The sequence below is a fragment of the Rhodocyclus purpureus genome (assembly GCF_016653115.1).
In the GTDB taxonomy this organism is placed as follows: domain Bacteria; phylum Pseudomonadota; class Gammaproteobacteria; order Burkholderiales; family Rhodocyclaceae; genus Rhodocyclus; species Rhodocyclus purpureus.
Map to the genome: position 1 here is coordinate 1 of NZ_NHRX01000016.1, position 15,378 is coordinate 15,378.

A 15,378-nucleotide genomic window follows, 5' to 3' on the forward strand; every position below is an offset into this window, starting at 1 on the left:
ATCGCCATCCTTTCGCAAAGTCGGCGATCAGTATGCAAGAAGTGGCCCGGAAGATTCAATCTGGGGGCAGGATTTGCGACTGGCATCACGCACGGTTCATGCTGAACGAGTTGTGTGTAACGCTATGGGTCAAGCTGGGTTCCGTGGATGGAAAAGTAACGACGGCTACTGCCGCCACTGACTTGATTATCGGTGCAACGATGGATGTCTCGCCGGCCATCGGCGAGCGTGTCGACGTCGTCGTCGTCGGGATCGCCTACGTTGAAGCCGGCGCCGCGATCGTGCGCGGCAATCTCGTTACTGCTGATAGTTCGGGCCGGGCTGTGACGGCCGCGCCAGCCGCAGGCGTGAACAATCGAGTTGCGGGCATTGCTGTTGAGTCGGCTACAGCTTCCGGGGACGTTATCCCGGTTCTTCTCAAACAAGGCCAGGTGAAGGGATAACTCCACATCCAATGGAACGACAAGGCGAGGGGAACGCGAACACCATGAACGGCGAAAGTGTAACGATCAGCAAGGACGAATATATCGACCTGCTACGCTGTAAATCAGCCTCGATGGATGCCGCAACGGTTCCGCCCCGGAAGCCTCATAGCTGGCTGAACCAAGCAGAAAAAGAAGAAATCCGTAGGCTCGCGGGCTTGGGCATTCGCCCCGGTGAAATCGGGCAACAACTGGGGCGCTCACGTTCAACCGTTCACCGCTGGGTCAAGAAGCTGACGAGCGCCTGAACTTGGCGACTTGAAGGGCGGACGGTCGGCGGCAGGACTCGAACCTGCATCCACCAGCTTGCGCCTGGCCTTTACCCATCGGCGAACACCGACCGTCAACCAGCATACTATCACCCAAGCGGACAGCGGGCGCGGCCTGCCAGCCTCACGGCGGCGCCAGGTCGGCGCTTGGTGCCGCAAGCCGGAGCGAGGCGGCAGGCGAACGGCGCGCGCTCGTTTCAGACAATTGGCCAATGTTTCAGACGGTCGGCGGCAGGACTCGAACCTGCATCATTCGGCGCAATGCGCCCAGCCATTACCTATCGGCGGACAACCGACCGTCAACCGGCATACTATCACCCAAGCGGACAGCGGGCGCGGCCTGCCAGCCTCACGACGGCGCCAGGTCGGCGCCTGGTGCAGGAACAAGGCCGCAGCGGCGCCGGGTCAGCGGCGGCGATCCTGAGCGGGTGCGACTCACACCGCACCCGAGCGGCAGCCGGCGCAGCTTGGCGCCCTCCCGGCGGCGCTTGGTCGGCGCCCTGGTGCAGTCCGCAGGCGCGCGGCGCCAGCGGCGCCATGAGAGCGGCGCCGGGCCAGCGGCTACGATCCTGAGCGGGCGCGACTCACACCGCACCCGAGCGGCAGCCGGCGCAGCTTGGCGCCCTCCCGGCGGCGCCTGGTCAGCGCCTGGTGCAGTCCGCAGGAGCGCGGCGCCAGGAGAGCGGCGCCGGGCCAGCAGTGTCGATCCTGAGCGCGGGCCAGTCGCCGGGCCAAGGGGACAGCGGGCGCGGTTTGCCAGCGCTACGGCGGCGCCGTGGCTGGTGTCAAGTTTGGTTTCCCTGAACTGTCAGAACTTGCTGGCCGCTTACAGCCTAAGCCCTGATTTCGCGGACTTTTCCGGCCTTGCCGAATGCCAGCCGAAAGACTATATATAGTCAATACGTTGATTAGGACCACTACCTGTAGTAGTCTTGCCACTAATCAGCACGGCATCGCGACAAGCGCCCCTGCATTCCATTCAGCTATACAATGATCCCCAAGGGATCACTGCGGCCCATCTTGGTCGGCGCCTGCATGACAAAGACAAGCCCGCGAATACCGGCGCGAACGCGCCTTCATCACACCCAGAGAGGAAATCCATGAGCCAGAACGCGCAGCAGCTCTCCTTGACCGACATCCCCGACGCCCCGGCCATCGCCCCCCTGCCCGAGCAGGAAATCTCGGCAGAAGTTCTGCTCGAGAAGTACGCCAAGGGCAACGAAACCTCGGTGCACGACGTTCGCCGTCGCGTCGCCAGGGCGCTCGCCGCGGTCGAGGACGACAAGCAGCGCGCGCACTGGGAAAACCGCTTCCTCTGGGCGCAGGAAAACGGCTTCATCCCCGCCGGCCGCATCAACTCGGCTGCCGGCACCGATCTGGCGGCGACGCTGATCAACTGCTTCGTGCAGCCGGTCGGTGATTCGATCGTCGAACTCGTCGACGGCAAGCCCGGCATCTACAGCGCACTCGCCGAAGCCGCCGAGACGATGCGCCGCGGTGGCGGCGTCGGCTACGACTTCTCGTCGATCCGCCCGCAGGGCGCGCAGGTCAAGGGCACGCAGTCGCGCGCTTCCGGCCCGGTGTCTTACATGCGCGTGTTCGACCGCTCGTGCGAGACGGTCGAATCCGCCGGCGCCCGCCGCGGCGCGCAGATGGGCGTGCTGCGCTGCGACCACCCGGACATCGAGTTGTTCATCCACGCCAAGGACAAGGGCGACCTCTCCAACTTCAACATCTCGATCGGTGTCACCGACCCGTTCATGGAAGCGGTCGAAGCCGACCGCGAGGTCGAACTGATCCACCGGGCCGAACCGAACATCGACATCAAGCGCGCCGGCGCCTACCAGCGCGACGACGGCATGTGGGTCTACCGCAAGGTGCGCGCGCGCGACCTGTGGGACCAGGTGATGCGCTCGACCTACGACCATGCCGAGCCGGGGATCCTCTTCCTCGACCGCATGAACAAGGACAACAACCTCTATTACTGTGAACTGATCGAGGCGACCAACCCCTGCGCCGAGCAGCCGCTGCCGCCCTACGGCTGCTGCTGCCTGGGTTCGATCAACCTGACCCTGTTCGTCAAGGATGCCTTCAGCGACCGCGCCGAGTTCGACTTCGCCGGCTTCGCCGAAGTGATCAAGGTCGCGACGCGCATGCTCGACAACGTGCTCGACGTCACCGCCTGGCCGCTCGAACGGCAGAGCGAGGAAGCGTCCAACAAGCGCCGCGTCGGCCTCGGTTTCACCGGCCTCGGTGACGCGCTGTGCATGCTGCGCCTGCGCTACGACCGTCCGGAAGCCTTCGCGATGGCCTCGCGCATCTCCGAGTTCATGCGCGATACCGCCTACCGGCAGTCGGTCGAACTGGCCAAGGAACGCGGCCCCTTCCCGCTGTTCAACGCCGAGCTCTACCTCTCCGGCGGCAACTTCGCCTCGCGCCTGCCGGCCGAGATCAAGGCCGAGATCCGCAAGCACGGCCTGCGCAACTCGCACCTCCTGTCGATCGCGCCGACCGGAACGATCTCGCTGGCCTTCGCCGGCAACGCCTCGAACGGCATCGAACCGCCCTTCTCGTGGACCTACAACCGCAAGAAGCGCATGCCCGACGGCACGCTCAAGGAATACGCGGTCGAGGACTACGCGTGGCGCCTCTACAGGCACCTCGGCGGCGACGTCGACAAGCTGCCCGACTCCTTCGTCACCGCGCTCGAGATCTCGGCCCAGGCTCACAAGGACATGGTCGCCGCGGTCGCCCCGTTCATCGACACGGCAATCTCGAAGACCGTCAACGTCCCGGCCGACTACCCGTACGAGGACTTCCAGGACCTCTACATGAGCGCCTGGAAATCGGGCCTCAAGGGGCTCGCCACCTACCGCCCGAACGCGATCCTCGGCTCGGTGCTCTCGGTGGAGCCGACCAAGCAGCCCGAGGAGAAGAAGCAGCCGCAGGACTTCGAGATCGGCGACGCCAACCGCCGCCTGACCATCAAGCACCTGCCGGCCCCGGTGCTGTCCAGCCTGCGCTGGCCGAACCGCCCCAACCTAGCCGAAGGCAACATGGCGTGGACCTACATGATCGACCAGCCGCACGGCAAGTTCGCGCTGTTCGTCGGCCACGTCGAACAGGAGGAAGGCCACGCCTGGCCGTTCGAGGTCTGGGTCAATGGACCGGCAGCACCGCGCGGCCTCGGCGCCGTCGCCAAGACCCTGTCGATGGACATGCGCGCCAACGACAGCGGCTGGCTGAAGCTGAAGCTCGAATCGCTGGCCAGGACCACCAACGAGGAAGGCTTCGACATGTCCTTCCCGCCGCACGGCGAACAGAAGCGCATGCCGTCGATCGTCGCCGCGCTGGCGCAGCTGATCCAGTACCGCGTCGAACAGCTCGGCACCTTCAAGAGCGAAGGTCCGACGCCGGTGCTCGACGCGCTGTTCAGCCTGAAGGAACCCAAGACCGGCACCGACGGCACGCTGTCCTGGACCGTCGACGTATTCAACCCGGCAACCAACGAAGACTTCGTGCTCGGCCTGAAGGAAATCACCCTGCCCGACGGGGTCACCCGCCCCTACTCGGTGTGGCTGTCCGGCAACTACCCGCGTGCGCTCGACGGCCTCACCAAGCTCTTGTCGCTCGACATGCGCGTCATGGACCCGGCGTGGATCGGCATGAAGCTGCGTAAGCTGCTCGACTACCCGGAACCGCTCGGCGACTTCATGGCCTTCGTCCCCGGAACGCGCAAGCAGCAGACCTGGCCGTCGACCGTTGCCTACCTCGCGCAGCTGATCATCCACCGCTACGCGATGCTCGGCATCCTCGACGAAAACGGCCTGCCGATCACGCAGATGGGCATCCTCGAACCGCCGAAGGAAAGCACCGCCGCCAAGCCGACCGCCGGCAAGCTGTGCAGCGAGTGCGGCAACCTGACGGTGATCAGGAAGGACGGCTGCGACTTCTGCACGGCCTGCGGCGCGGTGGGGGCGTGCGGCTAAGAAAGCCCTCCTATAAGCATTAGCCTGTACAGCAAGCCCCGGTGATCTGAAAAATCACCGGGGCTTGCTGCATTTGGCCAGACGGGTGGTGTCGTCGACAGCGTGAAATTCGCGCGAATCAGCTGCTTTGAGATTGGAGTTGCCAGAGCGGACGAAGCGCCAGCGAGATGCGAACGATGAGCAAGTCAGCAGCGCTGCGCGAAGCCCAGTTGGCGCTGCTGTATGGCCGGATCAAGGATGAGAACGGCAAATCCGACCTGCGGCCCCCTACTTTCTGGGCGCCTTACGTGCTGATGGGGAATTGACTGTGAGTGGCGCGATACAATCAGCATCCTCGACAAGCGCATACGTACTCGCGGCGATTTAGATGACAAAGCACTCCCCGATCGAACCATGACACCCCAGCAATTCATCGAAAAATGGCGCCAGGGCGGCGTCGCCGACGGACTCTCCGAGCGCGCCGGCGCGCAGGCGTTCTTCCTCGACCTGTGCGAGTTGCTCGACCAGCCGAAGCCTGCGGACCCCGACAACTACTGTTTCGAACGCGGCGCGCAGCGGACCGGCGCGGGGCGCGGCTGGGCGGATGTCTGGAAGCGTTTCTGTTTCGCCTGGGAGAACAAGGCGCCGGGGGCCGACCTCGCGCGAGCTTTGCAGCAGTTGATGACCTACGCGCTGGCGCTCGACAATCCGCCGCTCCTGGTGGTCTCCGACCGGCGGCTGATCGTCATCCACACACACTTCACCGGCGCACCGTCGGAGACGCACACAATCCGGCTCGAAGACATCGGCACGCCGGAAAATCTCGACAAGCTGCGCTGGCTGTTCGAGGAACCCGAGCGCTTCCGCCCGCTGCGCGACAACCGCCAGATCACCGAGGACGCGGCGCGGGCGTTCGCCGAACTCGCGCAGTCGCTGCGCACGCGCTTTCCGTCTGCCGAAGACAGTCAGCGCATAGCGCATTTCCTGACGCAATGCCTGTTCTGCCTCTTCGCCGAGGACGCCGAACTGCTGCCGCGCGGGCTGTTCGAGCGCCTGCTCGACAAGAGCCGCGGCGGCGACAAGCTCGATTCTCGGCTACGCGAACTGTTCGCAGCGATGCGGGACGGTGGCGACTTCGCGCTCGAAGACATCGCGCACTTCAACGGCGGGCTCTTCGCCCACATCGACCCGCTGCCGCTGTCCACCGACGAAGCCGACATCCTGCTGCGCGTTTCGCGGCTCAACTGGAACGCGATCGACCCGGCGATCTTCGGCACGCTGTTCGAGCGCGGACTCGACCCGCAGAAGCGCGGCCAGCTCGGGGCGCATTACACCGACCCGGATACGATCATGCGCCTAGTCGAACCGGTGATCGTGCGCCCGCTCGCCGCCGCATGGGAGGCCGCGCGCGCCGACATCGCCGCCAATCTGGAGAAGAGCCGACGCGCCGGCGACAAGGCGCAGCAGGCAGCGCAGGCACGTTTCCAGTCGTGGCTGGAGCGGCTAAAGAACTACCGCGTCCTCGACGCCGCATGCGGGTCGGGCAACTTCCTCTACCTCGCGCTGAAAGCGCTGAAGGACATCGAGCACAAGGCAAACCTCGACGCCGAAGCGCTCGGACTGCAACGCCCGCTCGGCATCGAAACGAGTCCGACCAACGTGCTCGGCATCGAGATCAACGAATACGCCGCCGAACTCGCGCGCGTCACCGTCTGGATCGGCGAACTGCAATGGATGCGCAGCCACGGCTACCCGATCCGCCGCAATCCGATCCTCGAAACGCTTGAGCGCATTGAAAACCGCGACGCGCTGATGAACGCCGACGGCAGCGAAGCCGACTGGCCGGACTGTGACGCGATCGTCGGCAATCCGCCGTTCATCGGCGACAAGATGATGCGCGGCGAACTCGGCGCCGATTACGTCGAGCGCCTGCGCCGGCGCTACGACGGCCGCGTCCCCGGTGGCGCCGACTTCGTCACCTACTGGTTCGAGAAGGCGCGCGCGCAGATCGCGGCCGGCAAATGCGCGGGTGCCGGGCTGGTCGCGACCAACAGCATCCGCGGCGGCGCCAATCGCAAGGTGCTCGACCGGATCGTCGACAGCGCGCGCATCTTCGAGGCCTGGAGCGACGAACCCTGGGTCAACGAAGGCGCTGCAGTGCGCGTCTCGCTCGTCTGCTTCGGGAGACCCGAGGCGGCGATGGGCCGGCTCGACGGCAAGCCGGTCGACGCGATCCACGCCGATTTGACTGCCGGTGAGGGGCTGAATCTCGCGACGGCGCGCGCGTTACCGGAGAACGCCAATACCGCGTATCTCGGCATCCAGAAGACCGGCCCCTTCGACATTCCCGGTGAACTCGCACGGCACTGGCTGAAACTGCCCAACCCGCACGGTCGCCCCAACAGCGAAGTCGTCAAGCCGTGGTTCAACGGTCTCGATGTCACCCGGCGCAACCGCGACTACTGGATCGTCGATTTCGGCACCGACACGAAGGAAGCCGACGCGGCCTTGTTCGAGACGCCGTTTGCCTACCTCTCCGAGCACGTCCTGCCCGAACGCGCAAAAAATCACGACCGCGAGAGCAGCGCGATGTGGTGGCTATTCCACCGCCCACGGCCGAACATGCGTCAGGCGATTTCAGGCCTTCCGCGTTTCATCGCCACGCCCGAAGTCTCGAAACACCGCGTCTTCGTCTGGCTGCCGTCTAAAATCGTCGCAGACAAGAACCTCGTCGTCGTCGCCCGTGCCGACGACGTGACTTTCGGCATCCTGCACTCGCGCTTCCACGAACTGTGGGCACTGCGTCTCGGAACCAGCCTCGAAGACCGCCCGCGCTACACGTCGAGCACGACTTTCGAGACCTTCCCCTTCCCCGAACAGCTGACGCCGCGTGGCACGGCGTGCTGGGGGCCGGGGGCACCGATTTGTGACAACCATGAGGCGCCACCGGCCCCCAGTTCGCCGTGCGCCGCGACCGAAACAAGCGCCGCAGCTTACAGCGCTCCGACCGCCAAACACGCGCAAGCCATCGCCAGCGCCGCCAGACGCCTCGACGAACTGCGCGAAAACTGGCTGAACCCACCCGAATGGGTCGACTGGGTAATCACTCCGGAAGAGGAAAAAGCCGGCTTCCCGCAACGCCCGGTCGCCAAACCAGGCCACGAAGCCGACCTGAAGAAGCGCACGCTGACCAACCTCTACAACGCCCGCCCGACCTGGCTCGCGCACGCGCACCGCGCCCTCGACGCAGCAGTCGCCGCCGCCTACGGCTGGACCGACTACAGCCCCGAAATGCCCGACGAAGAAATCCTGCGCCGCCTGCTCGCACTGAACCTCGCGCGGTCGGCAGCGCCGATGGCGGACTGAACCGACGATGGGCAGCGAGGACAGCCATGGCTTCGGCGTCAGCGGCATTGAGCGCGCTGACAGCATCGATGTGGCGCGATACTGCGTTATCGCGCCACATCGAATGTCTATCGCGACAGATAAAGTAGCGCGATCATGCCGAATCGCGACAAACGAGGCGCATCTGTCCGTGCAGCGCCGTATATCGGGGGAGAACCGGAAGACACAGGCCTGGTTTCTGTGCTTCGAATGTGGGGTTCAAGGACAAGGCCAACGTGGTCGGCGTGATCAACATCCTGGCGCTGGGACACCGCGTGGCTGCCTGTGAAGAGCCGGTGCAGTCAGGCCGCGCGGTGAAACAAGAACCCAGCCCCGACGCGAGGTGAGGTGCCGCCCGGAAGGGCGCGAAGCGAGCCGGCAGGACACAGCCGGATGCCGTGGGAATCCCCCTTTAGACGGGGGAGGATGTCAACAGCCCACCATCCGCCGCCGATTGAGCTCGATGGCGACCATCACCCGCTTTACCGTCGCCAACCGGATCGGGTGCGCTTTGGCGCGCGTCCGGAATGTTCCCGCCACCTCGCTGATCCGGTCGATCGCCTGCGCCGCGAAGGACGGGTCGACGCCGCCCTCGCGCGCGAGGCGCAGCAAGTGGCTGCGTGCCGGATTGCGGCCTTCTCCACAAACGTCGGTGAAATGCTCGCCGCCCGGACCTTCGCAGAAAGTGAGGTCATAGCAGGGGGCGAGTTGCCAGTGCCGCTCACGGTTCAGCCGGAACGAAAAATTCTTGCAGTGGTCGTCGCGGTTGTTGAACACGACGTTGAACACGGCACGCTCGAATGCCTTGCGCACTTCCCGTTCATCGTGGGTGAACAAGCGGACGGCGCGCAGGAAGGTCGTGTAGTCCATCGACGGCAGCCGGAAATCGAGATGCAGCGCGCCGGCCAGTGTATGCAGCGGGACGCGCAGCCCGGATTCGACATCGAAGCGCTCGACGCCGAAGCCGGCGAGCCGCCGGTCCAGGTCGAAGTAGCGCGTCGGCGGCATGTCGAGTTGGCAGGCGCGTGCCAGTTCGGCGTAAAGATTTTCCAGCGCACAGACCTCCTTGTGCTCGCCCGATGCCTGGAATTTGATCAGCCAGGGCGTTCCGGGTGAATCCGGGTGGGTACTGACGCTGCCGCTGCCAAGCTCATGATTGACAAGAACTTTGGGCCTTGCCCCTTGTGGTGAGCCGCCCAGGAGCGCGAGCTGGCGCAAGGACTCGCTCTCCTTTCCGGCAAGCAACACTTGGGATTCTTTGGCCAACGCCAGAAGCTCCAGGTCCGCGCCAGCCAGACTCGCCCAGTCCGCCGGCTCGAAACTCAGCGCCCCCAGAGCGCGATCGCCAATGAATGCCAACCGGTCGAGGGGCGACAGCGTCGACAACGCTCGCCCCCGCTGCCGGAACAAGCGATCCATCAGCAGCATTCCCCACCCGTCAGGAAGTGCATCGGCAATCAGCCCAGGAAGGCGGTGCTGGTAGTCTGGAAAGCCGGAATAGGCTGCGCTGCGCAACTTCAGATGGCGAGGAGATAGCTCGAGCTTTTGCCGAATCGCTTCGTTGGAATACTCGAACAGAAGCTCGCTGCCGTTGTCGGCCAGGGTACCGAGCTGCCAACGCTCACCCCAGCCGCAATAAATCACCTTCAGCATCTTCACGGCGAACGTCTCCTCGGTGCGCGTTGCCGTTTTGCCTGCTCGGCTTGCTGCATTTCGGCGATCGAGCGAAGCTTGATCTGGAACAAGCCTGCGAGTTCATCGGCGAGCCCCAGGGCCAGAACGACTCGGACGACACTCTCCAGCGAAGCCTGTCCCTTGCCCTCGATGTTCTTCACCGTACCGACCGACACCCCGGCGCGCAAAGCCAATTCCTGCTGCGACAATGCCTGGACGAGGCGCTGCTGACGCAGACGTTCGCCGATTGCCTGGCAGACTTCACGGGGAGTGGCAAAGGCAAAGTCCAAGATGTTGGCTCTAAAGTGGTCATTTAACGAATAAGAGATAAAATCTTATCCCTTGAATTTCGAGCTGACAAGCACAATCAGGACATCGCGGGCAGCTTAGCGTCGGGCAAAGCGCACTCCGTCTACCGCGATGAGGGCTCTTCCCCGCTCAGCCGGTAGCCCACAGCGCGTAGTTGCTTCTCGATCCACGCGTTGCCACGCAGGCCGATCAAGAGCGAGAGGGAGAAGATCCAGCTGGCGTAGTAGATCGAGTTCCTGAGGTTGTCGTCCCCGAACAGGAAGTGCCCGACCAGCGACAGCGCGAGGCCGGCGAGCACGACCAGGGAGGCCTCGCGCCAGAGCCGGCGATGGACCAGCCATATAATGGACAACCAGAAGCCCGGCCAGCAGTAGCCGGTCTTGACGGCGAGCACCCCGTTTTCGGGATGTCGGTAGATGTTGTCGGCAGGCATGCAACTCCTCTCAGATGAGGTCAGGTCCCGAATTGTTGCATCAAGGCTCGAAAAGCTGGGAATTCAATTCTGACGGGGAGGTCCCCGAGTTTGCTTCGGGCCTTCCGGCCCGCACACGGCGGCAGGCGCGAATGTACCTGTTCCACGGCAGCGGGTGGCGGAACCGGTCCTGTTGGTTAGAATGCGCAATCCAAAACCACGGAGTATGAGCATGCGCATTGTTCCCCTGACTCTCCTTGCCTCCCTGCTGCTGGCGACGGTGTCCGTCCATGCGGCTGCGCCGATCGAAACGCTGCCTTCCGGCGTCAAGATCGAGCACATCAAGCTCGGCGACGGTGCGACGCCCACCGCGACGAGTCAGGTCACCGTCCATTACCGCGGCACACTCATGAACGGCAACGAATTCGACAGCTCGTTCAAGCGCGGACAGCCGGCAAGCTTCGGCCTCAATCAGGTGATCCCGTGCTGGACACAGGGGGTGCAGAAGATGAAGGTCGGCGGCACCGCGAAGCTGAGCTGCCCGCCCGAAACCGCCTACGGTTCGCGCAATCTCGGCATCATTCCGCCGAACAGCACGCTGAATTTCGAAATACAGCTGCTCGGCAGCAAGTGAAGCGGCGTCGCCCGGGGCCGATCTGAAGCACTGGACGGCTCCCGGAGAGCGACTACCGGAGCGTGGACATGAAAAAACTGCTCATCGTCTACCACTCGCTGACCGGCGGCACTCGCCAGATGGCGGAAGCAGCGCTTGCCGGCGCTGCGACCGAGGCGACGGTGGCAAGCACGCTGCTGCATGCGAGCGAGGCGGGCGCGGACGACGTGCTGTCGGCCGACGGCTACCTCTTCGCCACTCCCGAAAACCTCGGCAGCATGAGCGGCATGCTCAAGGATTTCTTCGACCGCACTTACTACCCTGCCCTCGAACGGATCAACGGTCGCCCCTATGCAGTCATGGTCTGCGCCGGCAGCGACGGCACGGGCGCCGTCCGCCAGATCGAGCGCATCGCCACCGGATGGCGTCTGAAGCCCGTCGCGGCGCCCTTGATCGTCATCACCCGGGCGCAGACACCCGTGGACATCCTGCGCGAGAAATCGCTCGCCGCCGATGAACTGCGCCGCTGCGCCGAACTCGGCGAAGCTTTCGCGGCCGGGCTCGCACTGTCGATCTTCTGATCCATCGGCATCGCTGCAGCGAGGCGGCGAGGGGGCACCTCCGCCAGCCAGCGTAGACCTCGGTTGCGGTCCTCGGGCGCCGAGTCCGGCGTTCTCGACCACCACGTCCAGATGAAGCCCGTCGGCCGCTGGCCGGTTCCGGTTCCGGTTCCGGTTCGACAGATCGTCGATCGGTCAGTCGATGGTCGATCCGGTGAGCGTCAGCGGACCGACCGTGCCCGCAGAAGACCTGACGCATGCCCGCATCCTGTGAAGCAAGGGCGACGCTGCCGTGAATGGTGTCGAGTTTTCTTACAAACTGCGCTCAAGGTACCAGACACCCGATTGCGCGCAATGGACAAGCCCATGAATCTTAAGGCAGGCCACTGCAAACAATGCCTATGGGATATTCGGAACACTATTTGCTTGACTCGTCTCGCAGGTGGCGCGCGAGCCAAGCGAACATCCATCCCTCCCGGTCGCGTCCGGGAGTGAGAGGCAGCCTTGTTCATCAAGTACTGTGCAGTCTCGATCCCAAGGAGAAGATGATGAGTGCGGAGATCAGCAGGCGGGATGCATTGAAACTTTCAGGAGCGGCGCTGGGAAGCCTGGCCTTGCCTGCCTGGGTCGCCTCGGAGGCAAACGCAGCCACGCCGTCCTCCAGGAACGCCCTGTTCAACAAGCTGTCGGCGTTCGATCCCCGGATGGAACCGGTCGCCCCCGACGCGATGCGGATTTCGTTCATGGGAACCTCGGTGATCGAGCGCCGCGCGCAGCAGCGAATGAGCCTCTTCGTCGAACTGGGCAACGGCGACAGCTTCGTTTTCGACATCGGTTCGGGATCGGTGTCCAACTACGTGGCCATGGGCGTTCCCTGGTCGAAGATGCGCAGGATCTTCCTCACCCACCTGCACGGCGATCACACCAGCGACCTCACCCACGTTTACTGCTTCGGACCGCAGGGCGACGGCAAATCGCCGCTGTACCTCTTCGGACCATCGCGTTCGCGCATCCCCAATCCGGGCTTCTTCAACGGCAGCGGCAGCGACCAGTTCCACAACCCGCAGTATTTCGACGACGGCATTCTCGATTTCGCGTATCACTTCCGCGAGATGAACCGCTGGCACACGGAAAGCCAGAGCTTCGTCGGCACTCGCTGGAAGGACGGCCCGGGCGGGCCTGCGGCGCCGGCCGACGGCTACGACATCTACGCGACTGAACTCGACTGGAAGACCGGCGAGTCGGGAAACCGCTGGACCACCAGCAGGTATCTGCGTGACAACCCGGGATTCAACGCCGGAAAGTGGATCGCCTACCAGAACAACGGCGTCAAGATTTCATTCTTCCCGGCGATTCACGATCGCAACGGTTCCATCAGTTACAAGCTCGAATGGAAGGGCCTGTCGATGATCTTCACCGGCGACACCAAGCCGAACCATTTCCTCATCGACGCCGCGAGCGCAGGGAAACCCGTCGACGTGCTCATCAGCGAGATCGTCGTCGATCCCGATGTCTGGGTGTCGAAACAGTCGGGAATCACCGACCCAACCAACCCGACCTACCAGGCCGGACTGCTCAACGCGGAAGCCGTCCAATTGAACTCGCATACGCCGCAGAGGGCCTTCGGCTACATCCTCAACCGGCTCGCCAATAAAGGCAAGGCGCCGCGGCTCGCGGTCGGCACTCACTTCCAGTCCGAGGACGACACGAATGCCTGGGCCCTCGAAGACATCCGCGCCTGGTATTCAGGCGAGGTGGCCATCTCGACCGACCTGATGGTGATCGATGCCAGCAGGGGATCGATGCAGGTGCGGCGCGCCAGCGTCTCGGACTACAGTTGGTCGGCGAAGTGGACCGATCCGAGGCAGGTCAATGGAACCTACAACCCGAAATATGCCGACCCGCAGACCTGCAACCCGTATCGCCCCATGGGTCCGCTCAACCAACTCGATAAGGACTTGCTCGCCCAGGTGATCCCGGCCTGCGATTACGACAAGGCGGGCTTCATGTGCACCCAGCCTTATCCGACCACAAGCTGCAAAGTGCCGCAGATCTGATCCTCTTGCTCTGCTCGCGCAGCGAGTTGACGCATCGGATGGCAGTTGTACTGGAGGAGCCTCGGTTGTCCCCGGACCGGGAACAGGGAGCACTTCAGCACCTCGGCATTGATGAAGAGGCCGTCGTCGCGTTCCATGACTCTCTCCGACGGACACAGCTGCATTGCCTGGCCTCTCGACGAGTCAGAAAGCATCACGCTGGCAACGCCATCCGCTTCGGCCCGGGGCGCCGGACTTTGCTGCCCGGACAGGTGTCGGATTTCTTTCCATTCCAGCGCGGCATCAGAGAAGAAGAAATATATTTCCAAATTTAATCAGCAACTTGTCAGACAGGCTCCTTTCTTGCATCAGTCTCGGCGGAGATGCGAATCCCGCATCAGATGCGCGAAAGGAGACCGCAATGAAAACCCCTAAACTCAGCATGTCTGCGGCTCTCGTTGGGCTAGCCCTGCTCGGAATGCAGCCGGCGATCGCCCAGCAACCGGGCGTGCAGTTGCCGTCCTACAACGACACCTACCCGGTTCCCAATGCGGCATGTGCAACATTCGGAAACCTGGTGTCCTGCTCGACCGGCGTACTGGACTACCTCGCCAACACCTATCCCGAACGGGGATTTCTTCCCCCTCCCGACCCGTATTCGTTCCCGGCCAATGAAGGCAGTCTGCATGCATCGATAGTGGTCACCGCCAATGGTGGCGAGACGCTGTATAACGGCGATCAGATCGCCCCCTCGGAAGACGGCTTCACCACCAACAACGGCGGCACCAAGAACTACTTTTTCACCGGCGATGCGAACGACCCGGTCAACAACGGCACCCTGCTCACCGGCGCCGACACCCCCTACAGTTGGGATGTGGGGCTGGCAGCCCTCAATCAGAAGCTGACCTTCGGCGGTGCCTATCACCAACTGCTGATTGCCTTCGATTTCAACAACCCGCAGGGCTCCGTCAGCAGCATACCGATCTGGTCTACCGTCACCATCCGCGACGTCGATGGCAGCAAGCCTGATGTGGTTGTCGAAACACAGGCACTCGATCCGAACAACGTGTTCAAGGATCCGGCCCTCTTCGAGTCAACCAAGAATTTCGCCACCGACACCCTGTCACAACTGCACGCGGGTGACTTTGCGATGACCACCGGCGCCATCTGCGTCGTCAGTCCAGTCGTATCGTATCCGTCTCCGGATGGCACGAGTTGCCCGACAACGATGGGCGGCGGATATCTGATCATCACCAACCGCGCTTCCAGTGCTGTCGAATTCATCAACTATTTCCCGACGCTTGACCTGAAAGGTCTGGAAGCCAGCGGTTATGACACGTTTTCGGCTCAGGTGTGGACGGGCTGCTTCGGAGGCACCGACCCGAAGAATGGACCTGCGGTGGATGGTGGCGTGGTCGGACCCTGCGACCGTGGCGGCTATGGCGACATCTTCCTCCTTGCCGGCAACGCGATTCCGGACAACCAGACGCCGGAGCCAGGAACGCTCGCCTTGCTCGGCGCATCGCTGCTGGGGCTGATCGGATGGCGGCGCAGCGCCGCCTGAATCGACCGCGCTTCCGAAGAACCCGGCGTAAAAGGCGTCGGGTTTCTTTTTGCCGAGCGATTGAATCACGGCTGCTCCGAGAACACCGTGCCTTGCGCAACTCGTCG

At 63.6% G+C, this 15,378-nt stretch carries 14 protein-coding genes and 1 tRNA gene; 9 read left to right on the forward strand and 6 right to left on the reverse strand.

Annotated features, from left to right (window positions below):
- Together CCR84_RS02910 and CCR84_RS02915 are read left to right on the forward strand one after the other, a co-directional pair.
- The coding region (locus CCR84_RS02910; protein ID WP_207186192.1) for a capsid cement protein at positions 1–443 on the forward strand (443 nt) is incomplete at its 5' end.
- Positions 444–487: 44 nt separating this feature from the next.
- Positions 488–730, forward strand: a complete 243-nt coding sequence (locus CCR84_RS02915; protein WP_201209447.1) for a helix-turn-helix domain-containing protein — start codon at positions 488–490, stop codon at positions 728–730.
- Positions 731–753: 23 nt separating this feature from the next.
- On the opposite strand, the gene CCR84_RS02920 is transcribed toward CCR84_RS02915, so the two are convergent.
- Positions 754–823, reverse strand: a tRNA-Cys gene (locus CCR84_RS02920).
- Positions 824–1,851: 1,028 nt separating this feature from the next.
- Between CCR84_RS02920 and CCR84_RS02925 the strand changes: the two genes are divergently transcribed.
- The 3 genes from CCR84_RS02925 to CCR84_RS02930 all read left to right on the forward strand — a co-directional run bounded on the left by CCR84_RS02925 (position 1,852) and on the right by CCR84_RS02930 (position 8,085).
- Entirely contained in the window at positions 1,852–4,740 is a 2,889-nt protein-coding gene (locus CCR84_RS02925; protein ID WP_201209448.1) for an adenosylcobalamin-dependent ribonucleoside-diphosphate reductase, read from the forward strand.
- Between the two features lie 176 nt (positions 4,741–4,916).
- Entirely contained in the window at positions 4,917–5,045 is a 129-nt protein-coding gene (locus tag CCR84_RS16675; protein WP_274610770.1) for a hypothetical protein, read from the forward strand.
- 88 nt (positions 5,046–5,133) lie between these two features.
- Entirely contained in the window at positions 5,134–8,085 is a 2,952-nt protein-coding gene (locus CCR84_RS02930) for a class I SAM-dependent DNA methyltransferase (RefSeq protein WP_201209449.1), read from the forward strand.
- Between the two features lie 447 nt (positions 8,086–8,532).
- Here the strand turns inward: CCR84_RS02930 and CCR84_RS02935 are convergent, their stop codons facing one another.
- The 3 genes from CCR84_RS02935 to CCR84_RS02945 all read right to left on the reverse strand — a co-directional run bounded on the left by CCR84_RS02935 (position 8,533) and on the right by CCR84_RS02945 (position 10,519).
- Positions 8,533–9,756 (reverse strand): type II toxin-antitoxin system HipA family toxin, encoded by a 1,224-nt coding sequence (locus CCR84_RS02935; protein ID WP_207186195.1) that lies wholly within the window; start codon positions 9,754–9,756, stop codon positions 8,533–8,535.
- 2 nt (positions 9,757–9,758) lie between these two features.
- Positions 9,759–10,067: a helix-turn-helix domain-containing protein gene (locus CCR84_RS02940; RefSeq protein ID WP_201209451.1), complete on the reverse strand. Its 309-nt coding sequence runs from the start codon at positions 10,065–10,067 to the stop codon at positions 9,759–9,761.
- Positions 10,068–10,189: 122 nt separating this feature from the next.
- On the reverse strand, positions 10,190–10,519 hold the full coding sequence (locus tag CCR84_RS02945) for a DUF2628 domain-containing protein (protein WP_201209452.1): 330 nt from the start codon (positions 10,517–10,519) through the stop codon (positions 10,190–10,192).
- Positions 10,520–10,730: 211 nt separating this feature from the next.
- Between CCR84_RS02945 and CCR84_RS02950 the strand changes: the two genes are divergently transcribed.
- Both CCR84_RS02950 and CCR84_RS02955 read left to right on the forward strand, forming a co-directional pair.
- A complete protein-coding gene (locus CCR84_RS02950; protein WP_201209453.1) occupies positions 10,731–11,132 on the forward strand; it encodes an FKBP-type peptidyl-prolyl cis-trans isomerase in 402 nt (133 codons plus the stop codon).
- Between the two features lie 68 nt (positions 11,133–11,200).
- Positions 11,201–11,692 carry a flavodoxin family protein gene (locus CCR84_RS02955; RefSeq protein WP_201209454.1) on the forward strand — a complete coding sequence of 164 codons (492 nt, stop codon included), beginning with the start codon at positions 11,201–11,203 and terminating at the stop codon, positions 11,690–11,692.
- Positions 11,693–12,182: 490 nt separating this feature from the next.
- Here the strand turns inward: CCR84_RS02955 and CCR84_RS02960 are convergent, their stop codons facing one another.
- Entirely contained in the window at positions 12,183–12,416 is a 234-nt protein-coding gene (locus CCR84_RS02960; RefSeq protein WP_201209455.1) for a hypothetical protein, read from the reverse strand.
- On the opposite strand from CCR84_RS02960, the gene CCR84_RS02965 reads away from it, so the two are divergent.
- Entirely contained in the window at positions 12,415–13,728 is a 1,314-nt protein-coding gene (locus CCR84_RS02965) for an MBL fold metallo-hydrolase (RefSeq protein ID WP_201209456.1), read from the forward strand. The two genes, CCR84_RS02960 and CCR84_RS02965, sit on opposite strands and share 2 nt — an antisense overlap.
- Here the strand turns inward: CCR84_RS02965 and CCR84_RS02970 are convergent.
- Positions 13,692–14,036 carry a hypothetical protein gene (locus CCR84_RS02970; RefSeq protein WP_201209457.1) on the reverse strand — a complete coding sequence of 115 codons (345 nt, stop codon included), beginning with the start codon at positions 14,034–14,036 and terminating at the stop codon, positions 13,692–13,694. The two genes, CCR84_RS02965 and CCR84_RS02970, sit on opposite strands and share 37 nt — an antisense overlap.
- Positions 14,037–14,128: 92 nt before the next feature.
- On the opposite strand from CCR84_RS02970, the gene CCR84_RS02975 reads away from it, so the two are divergent.
- Positions 14,129–15,271, forward strand: coding sequence for a PEP-CTERM sorting domain-containing protein (locus CCR84_RS02975; RefSeq protein ID WP_201209458.1), 1,143 nt, complete (start codon positions 14,129–14,131; stop codon positions 15,269–15,271).
- Positions 15,272–15,378: the final 107 nt, after the last annotated feature.

Excerpts from the sequence above, each read along its gene's own strand:
- CCR84_RS16675 (WP_274610770.1), top strand. The coding sequence starts at position 4,917 with ATGAGCAAGTCAGCAGCGCTGCGCGAAGCCCAGTTGGCGCTGCTGTAT.
- CCR84_RS02965 (WP_201209456.1), top strand. The coding sequence starts at position 12,415 with ATGGGAACCTCGGTGATCGAGCGCCGCGCGCAGCAGCGAATGAGCCTC.
- CCR84_RS02945 (WP_201209452.1), bottom strand. The coding sequence starts at position 10,519 with ATGCCTGCCGACAACATCTACCGACATCCCGAAAACGGGGTGCTCGCC.
- CCR84_RS02935 (WP_207186195.1), bottom strand. The coding sequence starts at position 9,756 with ATGCTGAAGGTGATTTATTGCGGCTGGGGTGAGCGTTGGCAGCTCGGT.
- CCR84_RS02955 (WP_201209454.1), top strand. The coding sequence starts at position 11,201 with ATGAAAAAACTGCTCATCGTCTACCACTCGCTGACCGGCGGCACTCGC.
- CCR84_RS02960 (WP_201209455.1), bottom strand. The coding sequence starts at position 12,416 with ATGAACGAAATCCGCATCGCGTCGGGGGCGACCGGTTCCATCCGGGGA.
- CCR84_RS02950 (WP_201209453.1), top strand. The coding sequence starts at position 10,731 with ATGCGCATTGTTCCCCTGACTCTCCTTGCCTCCCTGCTGCTGGCGACG.
- CCR84_RS02915 (WP_201209447.1), top strand. The coding sequence starts at position 488 with ATGAACGGCGAAAGTGTAACGATCAGCAAGGACGAATATATCGACCTG.
- CCR84_RS02930 (WP_201209449.1), top strand. The coding sequence starts at position 5,134 with ATGACACCCCAGCAATTCATCGAAAAATGGCGCCAGGGCGGCGTCGCC.
- CCR84_RS02975 (WP_201209458.1), top strand. The coding sequence starts at position 14,129 with ATGAAAACCCCTAAACTCAGCATGTCTGCGGCTCTCGTTGGGCTAGCC.
- CCR84_RS02925 (WP_201209448.1), top strand. The coding sequence starts at position 1,852 with ATGAGCCAGAACGCGCAGCAGCTCTCCTTGACCGACATCCCCGACGCC.